The organism is Bacillus sp. PAMC28571, assembly GCF_014250435.1.
GTDB classification, from domain to species: domain Bacteria; phylum Bacillota; class Bacilli; order Bacillales; family Bacillaceae; genus Bacillus; species Bacillus safensis.
On the sequence record NZ_CP060191.1, the window covers coordinates 761,416 to 777,991 of the forward strand.

A 16,576-nucleotide genomic window follows, 5' to 3' on the forward strand; every position below is an offset into this window, starting at 1 on the left:
ATGCTGAAAATCATACATCTGAAAGGAAACAGGGGCGCCATACATAAAAAAGCCGCCAGCACATAAAAATAAACAAGATAAAAGGAAGGAGTGGACTACGTGTCAACAAAGCAGCCGAAGAAAACATTGCCGCCTCAGCACCAAAATGAACGTCCGGGTCTTGAATATAAAATGAACCCTAGACCTGTCTTTGATCGTGAGGTGAAGAACAAAAAGTTAGCAGGAAAAACAGCCATTGTGACAGGTGGAGACAGCGGGATCGGAAGAGCAGTATCTGTCTTATTTGCGAAGGAAGGTGCGAATGTCGCCATTGTTTACTTAAGTGAACATCGCGATGCCGAGGAGACGAAGGACTATATTGAGAAAGCGGGAGGCGGTGTCATCTTAATTGCAGGTGATTTAGGGGATGAGGCTTTTTCAAATGAGGTCGTCAAAAAAACAAAAGATGCCTTCGGTTCCATTGATATTTTGGTGAATAACGCCGGGGAACAGCATCCGCAAAAAAGCATTGAGCAAATTACCTCGCATCAGCTTCTTCGGACGTTTCAAACGAATATTTTTGCCATGTTTTATTTAACAAAGGCTGTTCTTCCTCATTTAAAAAAAGGAAGCAGCATCATTAATACAGCATCTGTCACCGCCTATAAAGGGCATGAAACATTGATCGATTATTCATCCACAAAAGGGGCCGTCGTAACCTTTACGAGATCATTATCCTTATCGCTCATTAAACAAGGGATTAGAGTAAATGGAGTAGCTCCCGGTCCTATTTGGACACCGCTGATTCCCTCAACCTTTACGGAAAAAGAAGTCTCTGAATTTGGCGGAGATGTCCCAATGGAGCGTCCTGGTGAGCCAGTAGAGCTTGCGCCAAGTTATTTATTTTTAGCGAGCGAAGACTCATCTTATATGAATGGACAAATGCTGCATGTGAATGGCGGGACCATTTTAAATGGATAAACAAAAAACTTGCGGTAAAGAGACGAGTTGCTGTCTCTTTGCCGCAAGTAAAATCATCATGATTGATGTAAGCAGTGTTCTGCATATTGAGCTGACAAGTCATTGAATCGCTTTTCATCACGCTGATCCAGTGCCTTATCAATCTCTTCTCTTAGGAAGGTTAAGCGCTGTTTATAAAGCGCCTCATCTAAAACCATTTGAATATAGATGTCTAAAATGGTGACGCCGTTTTCTTCGGTTTTTTGGGTGTTGCGGGACTTCATGAGCTCAGCATACGTTTTTTTCTCTTTCATAAAGAATCCCCCCGATGCCTTTTTTATAGTATATGGATTGGCGGAGAAAAAATCAACAAGAATTTATAATTTTTAGACAATTTATTTTTGAGCAGAATCGACATCTCTTGTCCAATCGACAGGATGTGATATATCTTTAAAAATGGCTTTTCGATAGATCGAATGGACTAAAAAATATGATAAAAAGATGATTTTTAATAAATTTTGAAAAAATCCTGTCGTTTCTTATATGTTGGTGATAGATTAATAGTATCTTAAATAACCAAATATTAACACAGGAGGAAATGAAGTGTCAGGAATTAGTGAAACACCTTTAGATTCATACGTCATTAATCAAACAACAATGGCGGTCCTTCCAGTTGAAGAAGGAAAAAGAGTATATTCAAAAGTCATAGAAAGAGAGACAAGCTTTTACGTTGAATTAAAGCCCCTGCAAATTATTGAACGCAGCTGCAGATTCTTCGGCTCAAGCTATGCAGGCAGAAAGGCGGGAACATACGAAGTAACAGGAATATCTCATAAACCTCCAATTGTGATTGACTCATCCAATCATCTGTATTTCTTCCCAACTTATTCATCCAACCGTCCTCAGTGCGGCTGGATCTCCCACAAATACATTCATACCTTCCAAGAATCATCCCTCGGAGACACGGTGGTCACCTTTACAAATGAGCAAACCGTCAAACTTGATGTCTCATATAAATCATTTGAGAGTCAGGTGCACCGGACAGCATATCTCCGAACGAAATTTCAAGATCGTCTTGATGGTGGTCTTCCGAAGAAACAAGAATTTATGCTGTATCCAAAGGAACAGCAGCTCAATCTCGTATACGATTTTATATTAAGGGAGCTTCGTAACAGATATTAGTCAAAAGCCAGCGGCAGAGCAGCCGCTGGATCTCTTATCAAGCATGAATGCAATGTAAAAAGACGCCGCTACATCATAAAGATGAACTCATTGAAACCAAATACGTATGTCTCGTCGTCTATTGGTTGTATTGGAAAATGACAGGGAAATGTGGATCCTTTGACGTATTTTCATCCATTTACTCATAAATCACAGAAGTGACACGAGCTTGTCTGTTACAATAAAAGAAATCTTATGTGGTAAAGGATGCTTATATTTGACCGATATGAACGAATGGGATGAAGAAATGGAGGCTCTGTATGAAAAAACAATCACATTTGGTGCTGCTATTTATCCTAACTTTGACATTACTAGCAGCCTGTCAGCAAGCAGGTCAGCCGCCTTCAAAGCAAGACACAAAAGAAGCTGCTTATGAACAATGGGTGCAGTCTTATATGGATGAGTTAAATAAAGCATATGAAAATATGACAGATCAGTTTATCTCAGATGGACATGGAAAAATCCAAACAAATAAAAAATTGACAGAAGCGACGAAAGCATTTGATCGTGTGATTCAAAAAGGGCTGGATCATCAAGAAGTTCCAGCCGCTTATCAAAAGGCCGATCAACAATTAAAGACAGGACTTGCTTCCTTTGAAAAAGGCATCAGTAAGGTGGAAAAGCTCTTGAAGCATCCCGATCAAGAGAAGCTGTTTATTTCCGCTACCCATCATTTTCAGGATGGCTTGCAGCAGACAGCCGCATTTATTGAAGAAGTAGGTCAGATTCAGCAATCATCTTAAAAAGCTTGGAAGTAAACCTTCCAGGCTTTTTTAAATGTGAAGTATTTTCTTTAAACGGCGGACGCCCTCTTGAATCATGTTTTCGTCCGTACAGGCGAATCCTAGCAGTAATCCCTTTCGATTGCTTTCAAAACAATAAGGACTTAACGGATAAATGCCAACACCAGCTGCTTTTGCTGCCTCAATGCTTCCTTTTTCATCAAAGTCTTGCGCTCCTTCTAAAAAGACATGAAGGCCCGTATCGGTTCCATAGATACGGAAGTGTTTGTCAAAGTGATGTGTCAAAAGGGCTTCCATCATGGCTGCCTGTCTTTTTTTATACAGCTGTCTCATTCGCCTGACATACCGCGTGAATTCCCCTTCTTTGAAAAAAGAAGCGAGTGTGATTTGTTCCATAATGGGCAGCTGCCTTTGAATGAGTGATTGCAGTGCGGCAATTTCTTTCATGACTGCTCTGGAGCCGACAATGGCAGCTAAGCGGATGCCAGGTGCCAGCACCTTTGAGAAGCTTAAGATGTAAATGACATGCTCGGGAGCTTCTGAAAATAGGGAAGGGAGCGGCCCGCCATGGTAACGATAATCTCCATCAAAATCGTCCTCTAATATATAAGACTGATGGCTGACAGCAAACTTCAGCAGCTGCTGCCTTCTGTTTACACTCATACATACTCCAGTTGGACGCTGATGGGAGGGCGTCACAGCAATCAGTTTTGTTCGCCGGGGCAATGTATTCACCACCATTCCTTCTTCATCAACTGGTGAGGGATGAATGTTCATTTCGCGATGCATAAACGACAGCCTTGCCCCAGGGAAACCTGGATCTTCAACAGCCACTGTATCACCTTTTTTTAGCAATACCTGTGAAATCAAATCAATGGCTTGCTGCGTGCCACCTGTTAGCACCATTTGATCTTCCTCTACATCAATCCCGCGTTCAACAGATAAATATTGTCGTATTTTTGACCGCACCTCCCATAATCCATGCGAAGAGGAATAGCCCCAATCCTTCATATCTAATCGCTGTAATGCTTTCATGAGCGAGCGCTTCCATATGTTTTGAAAGTGTGCATCGATGGCTGGCTCCTGATGACGAAAATCAATATCAAGCTTCTCATGAAATTGATTGGCTGACAGCCAATGATCCATTTGTTTTTCGGCCTCTTCAAAGTGAGGTCTTGTCGGAGGTGAGAAAGGCGGTTCACTTTGATGGGGAGGGGAAGCTGTATATTGATCGCTTGAAATGACCTTTGTACCACCTCTTCTAGATGTGCTCACGTAACCCCTTGCCAGCAGCTCATCATAGGCAAGCTGTACGGTTGATCTTGATACATTCAGCTCCTGTGCTAACACTCTTGTCGGTGTTAACTGATCGTCAGGATGCAGTTTTTGTGTATGAATTTTTTGAATGATCTCAGTCACGATTTGCTGCCAGAGCGGAGTAGCGCTTGAACGGTCTAAATGAATATACATCGTGCACCTTCTCTCGTTTTCACATCATAAGTTGATGATGACACGGAATTATGGACTGGTCAATAGTGTCATTTTTGGATGTAGGAAGTAAGCCAAATGGTGTGTACACTGTTCTCATATGCAATGACATAGAGGAGAGAGTCAAATGATTTCAGCATCCAAAGAAGAAACGGCACACCTATCCATCATCCCGTTTATTTTCGTTTTACTTGGTCTTTTTATGATTACGATTGCTGTGAATCTGCAAGTGCCCCTTTATACGGCGTATGCAGAACAAGCAGGGTACGGAAAGGCGGCAACAGCACTTGTATTTGCCGCGTATGTCTTCGGACTTATTCCAGTTTTGCTTTTTCTTGGCGGCATTTCTGACCGAGCTGGACGCAAACCGATTTTATTGGTTGCGCTTGGCTTTTCGTTATGTGCCACCTTGTTGATGATTGTACACCCTTCCATACAGGTGCTCTTTGCTGCCCGGCTCTTGCAAGGTGTCGGACTTGGTCTTAGTGTTGGAACATGCACCGCATATTTGATTGCTTTATATCCAGAGAAGTCAGGCTGGATTCCAACTTTTATTGCACTATGCAGTTCGGTTGGATTTGGGGGCGGTGCTCTTTTTACAGCACTTCTTTCTTTTCAGCGTGTGTCGCTCACGCCGCTTAGCTATTGGATTGTGCTGGCCTTTTTAATCTTAACCATGATGGGTGTCTTCTTATTTGTGCCGCCTGTCCAAGGAGATACAGGCAAACCGATGATGAACATGCCAAGATTTCCAAAAGGAACAATGCCGGCGAATGCAGCCATTGCTATCGCATGGTCGGTGTGCGGCCTTGTCATTTCGATCTTGCCAGCACAGCTTAAACTAAATGGTTATGAATTGTGGGTAGGGCCAGCGCTCTTTTTAATTAATATGGCAGGTGTCCTGATGCAGCCCTTTGTGCGTAAGATGAATAGCAGCACAGCGCTCCTTTTGGGGTTTATCTGTCTTCCATGCGGATATGGCCTCTTACTATACGGTGCAAACAGCGGATCTATTTTCCTTGTGCTTGCCGGAACGATGCTGGCGGGTACTGCCTGCTATGGATTTACTTATTTAGGTGGCCTTCAGCTCATTGTTGAGCGAGGGAAAAAGGAGGCGGCTAGAGCCGTTGCAGGATATTACTTGTTTGCCTATTTAGGGCTTGGTATTCCGAGTGTCTTTGTTGGCCTCTTCGCTGATATGTATGGTACTCAGATCGTGTTAACCCTCTTTTTCTTGATCGTTTTGGCTGCCTGCCTCATTCTCTTGATCTCAGGTATCAGGCAGAAACAAAAGTAAGATGTCCATCTTTCTCTTTCTCCTCCAATTCGTTTAAAATATAGAGAGGAGAGGGGAAATGAACATGAAAAAAGTGCAGCTTGACGGTGCAGCGTGCAGGTCGCAAGAAGAGCTTCATGACCAGCTAAAAACAGTTTTACACCTTCCTGACTATTACGGAAAAAATCTTGATGCCCTTTGGGACTGTTTGACAGGAGAGGTGGCTCTTCCAGTAGAACTGACATGGGTGAATTTTCAAACGAGCAAAGACGCTCTTGGTGATTATGCTGAGAACTTGCGTCAGTTATTTCAAGAAGCAGAAGAGGAATTGAAGGGACAATTTCAATTGAATATTCAATCATGATGAAAAAAGCAGCCGCTGCCGCAGGCTGTTTTTTTGAGTTTGCGTCTTTTTCATACCGCTATTGAATATTTCACTAGATGTGATAATATATGAACTGTCGCTTAATTGATAATGATAATCATTTGTGGCGGATAGAGCTTGATAGAAAGAGAGAAACCTGTATGAAATTGTATCAATTAAGTTTGTTATTTGTATGTTTGGCATGTATATCTCTGTTTGTCGGTGTACAGGATCTGTCCATTTTACAGCTGTTTCATTTAACAGATGAACAAGTGCACACGTTAGTTTCAAGCCGCCTCCCGCGTCTCGTGAGTATTGTGCTTGCTGGTATGAGCCTTAGTTTATGCGGCTTTATTATGCAAAGCATGACGAGGAATAAATTTGTTTCACCAACCACTGCAGGAACGATGGATTGGGCGAAGCTTGGTATTTTAGTAGCAATGCTTGTTTTTACACATGTGAATCCGCTTATGAAAATGGGGATTGCGTTTCTATTTACTTTAGCTGGGAATCTTCTTTTCTTAAAAATCCTGCGGCATATTAAGGTGAACGATACGATTTATGTACCATTAGTCGGCTTAATGTTTGGGGGGATTGTCAGTTCAATATCTACGTTTATAGCCTATAAATATGATTTGATTCAAAACGTATCCGCATGGCTTCAAGGAGATTTTTCTCTTATTGTCCAAGGGCGTTATGAACTGCTCTATGTGAGCGTTCCACTATTGATCATTGCGTATTTATATGCTGACCGCTTTACAGTGGCAGGCATGGGCGAGAGCTTTGCCGTTAACTTAGGTTTAACGTATAAACGTGTGATGGCGGTTGGGTTGGTGATCGTTTCAATGATTACGTCTGTCACCATTTTAACTGTCGGAATGCTGCCATTCCTTGGATTAATCATTCCGAATATTGTATCGATCTACCGCGGCGATCACTTGAAAAAAAGCCTCCCGCATACAGCTTTACTAGGAGCTATTTTTGTTCTGATTTGTGATGTGCTCGGAAGGGTGATCATTTATCCATATGAAATATCAGTTGGACTCATGGTAGGCATCATCGGAAGTGCGATCTTCCTGTACATGTTATTAAGGAGGAAACGCTATGCATAAGAAACGTATATTATGCCTGATTGCAGCCATTGCAGCCGTGTTGATCGTAATTTTTATTACCTTTCAAATGGGGTACTGGCCGTACACAGTCCCAAGTCGTTTAAAGAAAGTGCTTGCGATGACATTAACGGGAGGCGCGATTGCCTTTTCATCTGTTGTTTTCCAAACTTTGACCAACAATCGAATCTTAACGCCGAGCATATTGGGTTTAGACGCACTGTACTTGTTTTTGCAAACAGCGATTATTTATGTGTTTGGGTCGACTCATTTAATGATCGTCAATAAGAATTTTAATTTTTTCCTTTGCGTTGGGCTGATGATTCTATTTTCTGTGCTGCTGTATACAGTCATGTTCAAACGCAAAAATAAACATATTTTCTTGCTTCTGCTTGTTGGAATTGTGTTTGGGACATTGTTCAAAAGTCTTTCTTCGTTTATGGAAATGCTGATCGATCCGAATGAATATCAAGTCGTACAGGATAAATCCTTTGCAAGCTTTAATCACATGAACACGGACATCTTACTGATTGCTTCTGTTTTATTTGCGGCGCTGTGTGTGTACATTTGGACATTCCGCTCCAAATTAGATGTCATGTCTCTTGGTAAGGAGCATGCGGTGAATCTAGGCATTGACTACGACAGTGTCACAAAAAAGATGCTGATCGTAATAGCTGTCCTTGTGTCTATCGCAACGGCACTTGTCGGACCGATTACGTTCCTCGGCTTACTCGTCGTAAACGTCGCACGAGAGCTTTTTCGGACATACCGGCATACATACTTGCTATTAGGCTCTTTTTTTATTAGTGTGATTGCCCTTGTAGGCGGGGAATTTCTTGTAGAAAAGGTATTTACTTTTCAAACGCCGCTTAGTGTGTTGATTGATTTAGTCGGCGGACTGTATTTTATTTATTTACTGTTAAAGGAGAGTCGTTCATGGTCTTGATGAAGGGCGTCAGTAAGACGTATAACGGAAAAACAGTGCTTCACGACACAACAATCAGTGTGAAAAAGGGACAGCTGACCTCTCTCATTGGTCCGAATGGTGCGGGGAAAAGCACGCTTTTATCCATTATGAGCCGGCTGATTCAGCCAGACTCAGGTGCAGCTTATTTAGAAGACAACCCATATAGCGCATACCCTCCGCAGGAACTTGCGAAGAAGATGAGTATTTTAAAGCAGGCCAATCATATGAATGTGCGGCTGACCGTTCGGGAGCTTGTCAGTTTTGGCCGTTTCCCTTACTCACATGGCCGTCTGACTAAAGAGGATGAGAAGATGATCGATGTGTCCCTCCAATACATGAAGCTTGCTGATATCCAGCATCAATATGTAGATGAACTGAGCGGTGGACAAAGACAAAGAGCCTTTATTGCAATGGTGCTGGCGCAGGATACAGATTATATTTTCTTAGATGAGCCTTTAAACAATTTGGATATGAATCATTCTGTCGAGATGATGAAGCTCTTTCAGCAGCTCGTCAAAGATCTTGGGAAAACAATTGTTGTGGTTCTTCATGATATTAACTTTGCTTCTGTGTATTCCGATCATATCGTCGCCTTAAAAGATGGACAGGTTATTAAAGAAGGTGGAGTGGACGAAGTGATTCAAACAGATGCACTTGAACAAATTTATGACATGCGCATACCGATTGAAGTTATTCGCGGTGAGCGTATTTGCTTATATTTTTCTTAAAAAATAAAGAGGTGATCACGTATGAAAAAATGGATATGGATGATGACTGTATTAACAGCGATCGTGGTACTCGCTGCCTGCGGAAATCAAGGAAAAACAGAAGGAATTAAAGAAGAAACTGTGACGGTAAAAGACATGCTGAATAAAGATGGTGTAAAGATCAAGAAAAACCCGAAAAAAGTGGTTGTGTTTGATATGGGAAGCCTTGATACGCTAGACAAACTAGGTGTGAATGTAACAGCTTTACCGAAACAAGTGGTGCCTAAATATTTATCTAAATATGAAGGAGACAAATATGAAAATGTCGGCGGATTAAAAGAGCCGAACTTTGAAAAAATTGCAGAAATCAAGCCGGATTTAATCATTATCCAGCACCGTCAAGCAGATGCATTCGATGAATTTTCTAAAATTGCCCCTACGATTTATATGGATGTAGACAATGCCAATTATATGGAATCATTTAAAAAGAATGCCACAACTTTAGGCAAGATTTTTGATAAAGAAGACAAAGTCAAAGAAGAACTAGCTGCCATTGATCAAAAAGTGGATGCTTTAAAGAAAGAAGCAAAAGAGTTAAAGAAAAATGGACTGGTAATCATGGCGAACGACAGCAAAATGACAGCCTTTGGTCCTAAGTCAAGATACGGTCTCATCCACGATGTGTTTGGGATCACACCGGCAGATCAAAAGCTTGAGCCATCTGATAAACACGGACAAAGCATTTCGTATGAATACATGGTCAAAACGAACCCAGATTATCTATTTGTCGTTGACCGAGGCGCAGCGATCGGAGAAGAAACGTCTGCGAAACAGCTTGTTGAAAATGATTATGTGAAATCAGTGAAAGCAGTCAAAAACAACCATGTGGTGTATTTGAACTCTGACATGTGGTATTTATCTGGCGGCGGTCTTGAATCATTCACTGCCATGATTGATGAAGTAAAACAAGGAATTAGCCAAAAATAATGGACGAAAGCTGCTCATCTTGAGCGGCTTTTTATTGTGGATTCATAAAAATATGTTGCATGCAGGAAACTTTCATCAAAATATGTTATAGTGGAACCTACATTGATAGACTAAGATAGAGTGAGGGTTCGGAAAGGATGAAGGAAAAAAGAGCAAAAAGAAGACTAAGGCCTTGGGTAAAAGCCGTGCTGTTTATCATGGCATTTGTCATGGTGATGGCAGTGTCCGTGACTGGATACGCATACTATAAAATTTCAAAAGCGTCGAATAAGGCGCAAGTATCATTAGAAAGAGGAGACACCTCGCAAAAGCGTGTGAAAGCTTTTGATCCAGGAAAGGACAGCTTTTCGGTGCTGCTGCTTGGAATTGACAGCCGTCCAGGTGAAACGGTAGACGAAGCAAGAAGTGATGCGGTCTTACTGGCGGCGGTGAATCGAACAGACAAAACCATTAAGCTTCTCAGTATTCCTCGTGATGCTTATGTGGATATACCGGGGAGAGGATATGATAAAATTGCTCACGCCCATGCGTTTGGGAGTGCAGATTTGTCAGTCAAAACGGTCGAAAACTTGTTGAACATTCCTGTAGACTATGTGATTTCAGGGAACTTTAAGGCGTTTCAAGACATTGTGGATGAGCTAAATGGAATTGACGTAACGATTAAAGATGAAGGTATCGCAAAACAAATGGAAAAGGATTCAAAAGGGAAAGTTCATGTGCAAACAGGAACACATACGTTAAATGGTGAAGAAGCTTTAGCCTTTGTGAGAACGAGAAAAGCAGATAGTGACCTCATGCGCGGAAAACGTCAAATGGAGGCACTTCAAGCCATCTTCGAAAAATCTAAATCGATTTCTTCGATCCCGTCATATGACAACATCATTGATACGCTTGGTGATAATGTCTCAACCAATCTTTCCATGAAGCAGTTCATCGGTCTTTTTCCATTACTGAGCTCATTGAAATCAGTGGATACGATTCAGCTAAAGGGCCATGATTATCAGCCTGGGAATGTGTATTACTTTGAGTTAGATGGACCAGGATTAGAAGAAGTTAGAACAGAGCTGAGAAAACAGCTTGAATTATCATAAATAAGAAGGAGCCTGCCGCCGCGGCAGGCTTTTTTCTTTGCATGGGTACCACGCCGCATTTTAGCAAGAAGTTAATTTGCTTGATGCAGAAAATATCCAGTCAGCAGTTCCTCTACCCGGTGACGTATACGCGGATTAAAGTATTTATGCTTTTCTTCATAGCCATTTATGATAAATAGATACGTTGTAAATCCTTCATCGTGTTCAATTTTCTGTACCTTCATATTTTCTTTACGTAAATGCTGCTTCAGTTCGTAAAGTGCTTTCTGTGCTTCCTTTAACACGGAGGTCACAAGCTGAATGTATGGTTCATTTAATTTAAATGTTTGATGTTTTTTTAAGTGTGTCAGATCACGATTGAGGATGGAGATGACCATTGGGAGAAAGATGGCCTGTTCCATCATCTGAAGCTGTATTCTTGATAGTCTCGTCATGTCCAAGCCTGCTTTCTTTAAAAATAGAACAAATGTTCTTATTTATTATATCGAATGAGTCAAACAATCTCAAGGGGGCGAGTGGGATTCATTTGTATATTTTTATGTTTTCCATGTAAAATGAAATGTAGACAAACCTTGAAGGAGTCAAACAAGTTGACATCATTTCTTTCTCTATTTACTCATGAAAATATCACATCATTTTTTGAAAGCTACAAGGCCTTTGGACCAATTGTCGCTATATTGCTTCCTCTGATTGAAGCATTTCTTCCGTTTTTACCACTCGTGGCGTTTGCGGTGGCAAATGCGAATGCATTCGGCCTTTGGGAAGGCTTTTTATTAACCTGGATCGGTGCAAGTGCAGGTTCTATTCTTGTCTTTTTACTGATCAGAAAATTTGGACAGATGAGAATGCTGAACTTTATCAGCAGACACCCTTCCATTAAGAAATTAATGCTTTGGGTGGAGAAGCGGGGATTTGGTCCGTTATTTATTTTACTCTGCTTTCCTTTTACACCTTCTGCGGCTGTCAATGTTGTCGCAGGCTTATCAAGAATTAGCATGTGGCAATTTTCATTAGCTGCTTTAGCTGGTAAGTGTGTCATGCTCTTTATCATTAGTTTTATTGGTTATGATCTTTCTGCTTTAGTAAAGAATCCGTTAAGAAGTGTTTTTGCGGTTCTAGTTATCGTTTTATTATGGTATGTTGGAAAGAGAGTAGAAAATAGGTTGAACATTCGAATGAGCAAGCGTGAGGACAAAGGAGGCTCTTAATGAAAAAGAAGCCATTGCTATGGTTGATGATTATTACATGCATCGTCTTATTGTTCCAGGTAAAGAATTTCATGTTTGTGAAGTATAAAGTAGAAGGGGTTAGTATGGACCCCACATTTACAGATGGAACAGAATTATTAATCAACAAGTTCTCGCCAAAACTCACGAAAATTAGCCGGTTTGATTATGTGTTATTTCACGGCCCTAAAAATCAAATTTTGATCAAAAGGGTCATTGGGCTCCCAGGAGAATCGATCAAGTATGTAGATGATCAGTTATTTGTTAATGGGGAAAAATGGAAAGAACCCTATTTAAAAGAGCAGAAAAAACATAAAATGGGGAATGTCCTGACAGGAGATTTTCAGCTGAAAGCCATCACAGGACAAGATAAAATCAAAAAAAACCATTACTTCGTAATCGGAGATAACCGAATACATAGCTTCGACAGCCGGCATTTTGGAACGATTTCAAAGGATCAAGTAGTTGGTGTCAAAAGAAATCAGGATGAATAAAAGAAGAGGCGCTCTGCACATGCAAAGCGTCTCTTTTTTTATTTTGCGGCTTTATATTCAGGATGTCTTTTTGCCCAGACATGATGTAAGAATCGAAAAAACGGTGGCAGCATCGCAATGACAAGAATGATTCTAACGACTTGTACAGCTACTACAAAGGTTGAGTCCTCATGGAGTGTGACTGCTGTTGTTGCCATTTCTGCAATACCGCCAGGCGAAAAGGCAAGAATGGCTGTAATGACAGAAATGCCTGTGACCTCTGCAATGGCAATTGAACTGAGAACCGTTGCAGCAATCAATCCAGCTGAGCTGACGACGGCTACAATTAACGTGTTTTTTAGCCCGACAAACATCTGTTTATTCATTTTTGAACCGATGGTTGCACCGAGAAATACCTGTGATGCGATATTCGCTTGTGCTGGCCAATAAGGAATCAAATCATGACCTATGAGCGCACCTGCACCTACTTGAAGAGCTGCAACTCCTAACATGCTGCCAATCAGCCAAGGGGCAGGGAAATGAAGCCGAACCGCGAGGCGTGACATAAGCCAGGCACCTAAAATAAGTGCAGCAGTCCACGAGATATTTGACAGGGTGAAAACGCCGGATGAAAAGGCGCTCCCTTGCACGCCTGCAGCTGCATCCGCTGGATTTTTTGTATTTAAATAGAACACCGTAAATGGGATGGTGAGTACCACCATTAATACACGTGTTGTTTGTACGAGACTGACAACGGCTGTATTTGCTCCAACCTCTTGGGCAATCCCTGGCATAGCAGATAAACCGCCTGGGGCTGTTCCGACAAAGCTGGTCAGCATATCTGTTTTACTCAGCTTCCATAAGGCAAAGCCAGAGAGCATCGCCAGTAGAATAGAAAAAACGAGCATGAAACTCACAGGGAGCCAATGTTCAGCGAAAATATGAAGAACTTTCATGTTCATTTTCTGTCCGAGTTCGATTCCGAGAATGAATTGACCAAGGAGTAGCCATCTGCTGTGAATACGCAAGGTGTTGTTTCCTTTACGCTGAAACAGGGTGGGACGTCGCATGGCAATAAATGCAGCTGTGATTAATGTACCGACCATCCAGCCAATAGACATTCCTGTTAAAGACAAAAGAAATCCACCTAAACCGCTTATCGCGATCAAAATGAGATCGGTTCGAAGGCTGTTTCCTTGTTTCATCACATGTAAACCTTCTTCCTATAAATTTGTTCAGTAAGTGAAATGTTGTTATCTTTACTATAATACAAAAGTCTTTATAAATAAAATACGAATTTTTTTACCTTTTTCATAAGATTATCTTATCAAAGGCGAGATAGCCTCTTGATAAAAGTAAAGATATAATTTTTACCAAAAACAAAAACAATATACAACGATTTTCCCCTATTTTAGTTATCAGTTGACTATCATTTTCAATTGCACTACAATGCTTAGTGTGTGAGGTGATTACATGAAAATTCCTTCTTTTAAATATAATGAAAAGGGATTGAATCGTTTTTTCGGTCCTTTAGAGGGAAGAATTATGGAAATCCTTTATCAAGGTGAGGATATGCCGATTAAAGAAGTGCAGCAGAAGCTGTCAGATGAAAAGCCGATTAATTTCAACACAGTGATGACTGTGCTGAACCGCTTAACCGAAAAGGGAATTGTCGAGAAGAAAACAAAAGGGCGTTCATCTATTTATAATCCCATTTTAACAAAAGAAGAATTTCTAAATGAGCAGACAAAATGGATTACGCAAGGGCTGATGGACGATTTTGGTCCACTGGCAGTGAATCATATGGTGGATGCAATTGAAAGTGCTGACCCTGAATTACTCAAAGTGCTTGAAGCAAGGCTGGCATCCAAAAAAGAGGAGCAGCAAAATGAATAAAATGAAATCGAGCCTGCTATTTTTAAGCGGTATATTGATTGGTTTAACGATTTTTTATCAGATGGGGTATTACGTGCTTTCAAGCTTTTTTGGCTGGAATCAAGCATATAATCTCATTCATGTATGCCAGTCTGTTCTCGAATTCTATGGATTCACTCCTTTTAAATATTTTCTAGATGCTTTAGTCCTCTACACACTGGGATTTGCAATTTTTTATATGACGAAGCAAATCAAAACATACATTCAATTCAAGCAAAATCTGATGCTTGCAGTCGATTACCAGTCGACCGAATCTTTATCTGAAAAATATGCAAATGACATCATTGTGTTTCATTGTCATGAACCGCTTGCTTTTGCCATGGGGATGCTTCATCCAAAGGTCTACTTATCAACATCTCTCATGGACATGCTGGATGAAGAGGAAATTGATGCTGTTGTTCATCATGAATTGCACCACAAATACAGCTACGATCCTTTAAAGGCTTTCACATTCTCAATGCTTACAAAAGTGATTTGGTACATTCCAGTGTTAAAGCATATGAGACAAAGCTATTCCGTTTTTCGTGAAGTGATCGCAGATGACTACGCGATTCGGCAGACAGGCACTGAGCTTGGAGTAGGGCAAGCCCTTTTGAAACTGATTAAAAAGAGAACGCAGTTTCAAAAACAAACGAAGTTTGCGGTATCCTTTGGAGATCGGGCATTGAATTTAAGAATACAGAAGATCTTAAACCCAACATACAATATTCCTTTCAATGTACCCATCATTCCCATTGTCACATCAACGATTCTCATGGTGGCCTTAATCATTATGCTTAATCTAAATTACTAATTTTTTTTACTTATTAACATTACATTATGTAGTGTAAAAACAGGAGGAAATCACTATATGAAAACAAATCAAGAAATAGGAACACTTTTCGTACGTGTTATTTTAGGTATCATCTTCTTTCTACACGGACTTCAGGCATATCAAGGAGGTCTGGGAGGAACAGCGGCATTCTTTGGACAAATCGGTATACCGGAATTTATGGCCTATATTGTGAAGACAATTGAACTGGTCGGTGGTATCGCCTTGATTTTAGGTCTAGGAACACGTATTTTCGCAGCCTTATTTGTACCCATTATGGCTGTGGCGATTATGACGGTTGGTTTTTCTAAAGGATTTGTGGGCGGTTATGAATTTGAACTATCGCTGCTTGTCATGGCGCTTTATTTAACACTTAGCGGCAGTAAGATGCTGTCCATTGATGGGATGCTAAAACATCAGCAGCAAAGCAATGAAGCAAAATTTCATTAAACGATCATGAAAAAAACTCCTTCTGCTATTTGTGGCAGAGGAGTTTTTTATTTATCAAATTGTCGTTTTCACGTTTGAAAAAGTGAAAGAGATGAGAGGTTTGCTGAGAATCCTTCCTTTATTTTATAGATTGAATGAATAAAAAGACAATTTCATTTTTTGACGGAACATACGATCTCCTATTAAAATAGGACTATCTAAGACACATGGTGCGTTAAAAGATATAAAAACCATACAGCATGCTGCTGTTCATCTTGAGCGATACGTTTCATCAGCTCTTTTGTTCCTTGATCCCGGACATAATCTGATATCGTTAAGTAAAAATCGACCGTTCTTTGTTCATCTTTAAATGCGAAAAGAAGCCCTTCTCTAAATTGATCTGGACAAGGTTCTGTTATGCTTGGTTTGTGGTTTTTACCTGTTAAAGAATAATATAGCTTTGAAAATAGTTGATAGTGTCTGACTTCATCCTGGCGTATTTCTTGAATGATTTTTTTTGCCTCAGGAGTTTTTGCTCTTTGGGCAAGTTTTTCGTAGCATTGGATCGCAGAATATTCACCATTGATTGCTTTTTCAAGATCTGAAATGATTCTTGTGTTTTGGCGCATGTCATATGGCGAGTAGTCATAATAACTGTAATACATGATATTGCCAGCCTCCTTTGAGTTCATGATGGTTTATGATATGAGAAGAGTAAGGAAAGGTGCCTATATCTTTTTAGGAAGGAGAAGGGGAAAATAGCTATTTACTTTTATTTTCGCTAGAATATGAGTACATAAGAAAGGTGTT

Annotated in this window: 20 protein-coding genes; 15 read left to right on the top strand and 5 right to left on the bottom strand. The window is 40.6% G+C overall.

The features are described 5' to 3' along the window. Positions 1–99 precede the first annotated feature (99 nt). Positions 100–960, top strand: coding sequence for an SDR family oxidoreductase (locus tag H7F25_RS03480; protein ID WP_185854215.1), 861 nt, complete (start codon positions 100–102; stop codon positions 958–960). Between the two features lie 56 nt (positions 961–1,016). Here the strand turns inward: H7F25_RS03480 and H7F25_RS03485 are convergent, their stop codons facing one another. Then, on the bottom strand, positions 1,017–1,253 hold the full coding sequence (locus H7F25_RS03485; RefSeq protein ID WP_008348804.1) for an IDEAL domain-containing protein: 237 nt from the start codon (positions 1,251–1,253) through the stop codon (positions 1,017–1,019). A 289-nt stretch (positions 1,254–1,542) separates the two neighbouring features. Between H7F25_RS03485 and H7F25_RS03490 the strand changes: the two genes are divergently transcribed. Both H7F25_RS03490 and H7F25_RS03495 read left to right on the top strand, forming a co-directional pair. Then, entirely contained in the window at positions 1,543–2,121 is a 579-nt protein-coding gene (locus H7F25_RS03490) for a competence protein ComK (RefSeq protein ID WP_024425481.1), read from the top strand. A 299-nt stretch (positions 2,122–2,420) separates the two neighbouring features. Next, on the top strand, positions 2,421–2,903 hold the full coding sequence (locus H7F25_RS03495) for a hypothetical protein (protein WP_024425482.1): 483 nt from the start codon (positions 2,421–2,423) through the stop codon (positions 2,901–2,903). Between the two features lie 30 nt (positions 2,904–2,933). Here the strand turns inward: H7F25_RS03495 and H7F25_RS03500 are convergent, their stop codons facing one another. Beyond that, a complete protein-coding gene (locus tag H7F25_RS03500) occupies positions 2,934–4,373 on the bottom strand; it encodes a MocR-like pyridoxine biosynthesis transcription factor PdxR (protein WP_044335813.1) in 1,440 nt (479 codons plus the stop codon). A gap of 145 nt (positions 4,374–4,518) precedes the next feature. Between H7F25_RS03500 and H7F25_RS03505 the strand changes: the two genes are divergently transcribed. The 7 genes from H7F25_RS03505 to H7F25_RS03535 all read left to right on the top strand — a co-directional run bounded on the left by H7F25_RS03505 (position 4,519) and on the right by H7F25_RS03535 (position 10,892). Continuing rightward, positions 4,519–5,688: an MFS transporter gene (locus tag H7F25_RS03505; RefSeq protein ID WP_185854216.1), complete on the top strand. Its 1,170-nt coding sequence runs from the start codon at positions 4,519–4,521 to the stop codon at positions 5,686–5,688. A gap of 64 nt (positions 5,689–5,752) precedes the next feature. Then, positions 5,753–6,031: a barstar family protein gene (locus tag H7F25_RS03510; RefSeq protein ID WP_185854523.1), complete on the top strand. Its 279-nt coding sequence runs from the start codon at positions 5,753–5,755 to the stop codon at positions 6,029–6,031. 161 nt (positions 6,032–6,192) lie between these two features. Further along, complete coding sequence (locus tag H7F25_RS03515; protein WP_024426541.1) at positions 6,193–7,143, top strand: ABC transporter permease; 951 nt, start codon at positions 6,193–6,195, stop codon at positions 7,141–7,143. Further along, entirely contained in the window at positions 7,136–8,086 is a 951-nt protein-coding gene (locus H7F25_RS03520) for an iron chelate uptake ABC transporter family permease subunit (protein WP_024425487.1), read from the top strand. The genes H7F25_RS03515 and H7F25_RS03520 overlap by 8 nt, the downstream gene beginning before the upstream one ends. Beyond that, positions 8,077–8,835, top strand: coding sequence for an iron ABC transporter ATP-binding protein (locus H7F25_RS03525; RefSeq protein WP_185854217.1), 759 nt, complete (start codon positions 8,077–8,079; stop codon positions 8,833–8,835). The genes H7F25_RS03520 and H7F25_RS03525 overlap by 10 nt, the downstream gene beginning before the upstream one ends. A 21-nt stretch (positions 8,836–8,856) precedes the next feature. Further along, a complete protein-coding gene (locus H7F25_RS03530) occupies positions 8,857–9,801 on the top strand; it encodes a siderophore ABC transporter substrate-binding protein (protein WP_185854218.1) in 945 nt (314 codons plus the stop codon). A gap of 137 nt (positions 9,802–9,938) precedes the next feature. Continuing rightward, the gene (locus H7F25_RS03535; RefSeq protein ID WP_185854219.1) at positions 9,939–10,892 is read left to right on the top strand and encodes an LCP family protein; all 954 of its coding nucleotides are present in this window, start codon (positions 9,939–9,941) and stop codon (positions 10,890–10,892) included. Between the two features lie 71 nt (positions 10,893–10,963). Here the strand turns inward: H7F25_RS03535 and H7F25_RS03540 are convergent, their stop codons facing one another. Next, positions 10,964–11,326: a YhjD family protein gene (locus tag H7F25_RS03540; protein ID WP_185854220.1), complete on the bottom strand. Its 363-nt coding sequence runs from the start codon at positions 11,324–11,326 to the stop codon at positions 10,964–10,966. A 156-nt stretch (positions 11,327–11,482) separates the two neighbouring features. On the opposite strand from H7F25_RS03540, the gene H7F25_RS03545 reads away from it, so the two are divergent. Both H7F25_RS03545 and lepB read left to right on the top strand, forming a co-directional pair. Further along, complete coding sequence (locus H7F25_RS03545; protein WP_024425492.1) at positions 11,483–12,100, top strand: TVP38/TMEM64 family protein; 618 nt, start codon at positions 11,483–11,485, stop codon at positions 12,098–12,100. Next, the gene (gene lepB, locus H7F25_RS03550) at positions 12,100–12,612 is read left to right on the top strand and encodes a signal peptidase I (protein ID WP_024425493.1); all 513 of its coding nucleotides are present in this window, start codon (positions 12,100–12,102) and stop codon (positions 12,610–12,612) included. The genes H7F25_RS03545 and lepB overlap by 1 nt, the downstream gene beginning before the upstream one ends. Before the next feature lie 38 nt (positions 12,613–12,650). Here lepB and H7F25_RS03555 read toward each other — a convergent pair whose 3' ends face one another. Continuing rightward, on the bottom strand, positions 12,651–13,796 hold the full coding sequence (locus H7F25_RS03555) for an AbrB family transcriptional regulator (protein ID WP_024425494.1): 1,146 nt from the start codon (positions 13,794–13,796) through the stop codon (positions 12,651–12,653). Between the two features lie 268 nt (positions 13,797–14,064). Between H7F25_RS03555 and H7F25_RS03560 the strand changes: the two genes are divergently transcribed. Genes H7F25_RS03560 through H7F25_RS03570 form a run of 3 tightly spaced genes read left to right on the top strand, consistent with a single transcriptional unit; the run spans position 14,065 to position 15,787 of the window. Next, positions 14,065–14,487 carry a BlaI/MecI/CopY family transcriptional regulator gene (locus H7F25_RS03560; protein ID WP_024425495.1) on the top strand — a complete coding sequence of 141 codons (423 nt, stop codon included), beginning with the start codon at positions 14,065–14,067 and terminating at the stop codon, positions 14,485–14,487. Continuing rightward, complete coding sequence (locus H7F25_RS03565; RefSeq protein WP_185854221.1) at positions 14,480–15,319, top strand: M56 family metallopeptidase; 840 nt, start codon at positions 14,480–14,482, stop codon at positions 15,317–15,319. The genes H7F25_RS03560 and H7F25_RS03565 overlap by 8 nt, the downstream gene beginning before the upstream one ends. A 57-nt stretch (positions 15,320–15,376) precedes the next feature. Next, positions 15,377–15,787, top strand: a complete 411-nt coding sequence (locus tag H7F25_RS03570; protein ID WP_024425497.1) for a DoxX family protein — start codon at positions 15,377–15,379, stop codon at positions 15,785–15,787. Positions 15,788–15,984: 197 nt separating this feature from the next. Here the strand turns inward: H7F25_RS03570 and H7F25_RS03575 are convergent, their stop codons facing one another. Further along, positions 15,985–16,431 (bottom strand): ferritin-like domain-containing protein, encoded by a 447-nt coding sequence (locus H7F25_RS03575; RefSeq protein WP_024425498.1) that lies wholly within the window; start codon positions 16,429–16,431, stop codon positions 15,985–15,987. Between the last annotated feature and the right edge of the window lie 145 nt (positions 16,432–16,576).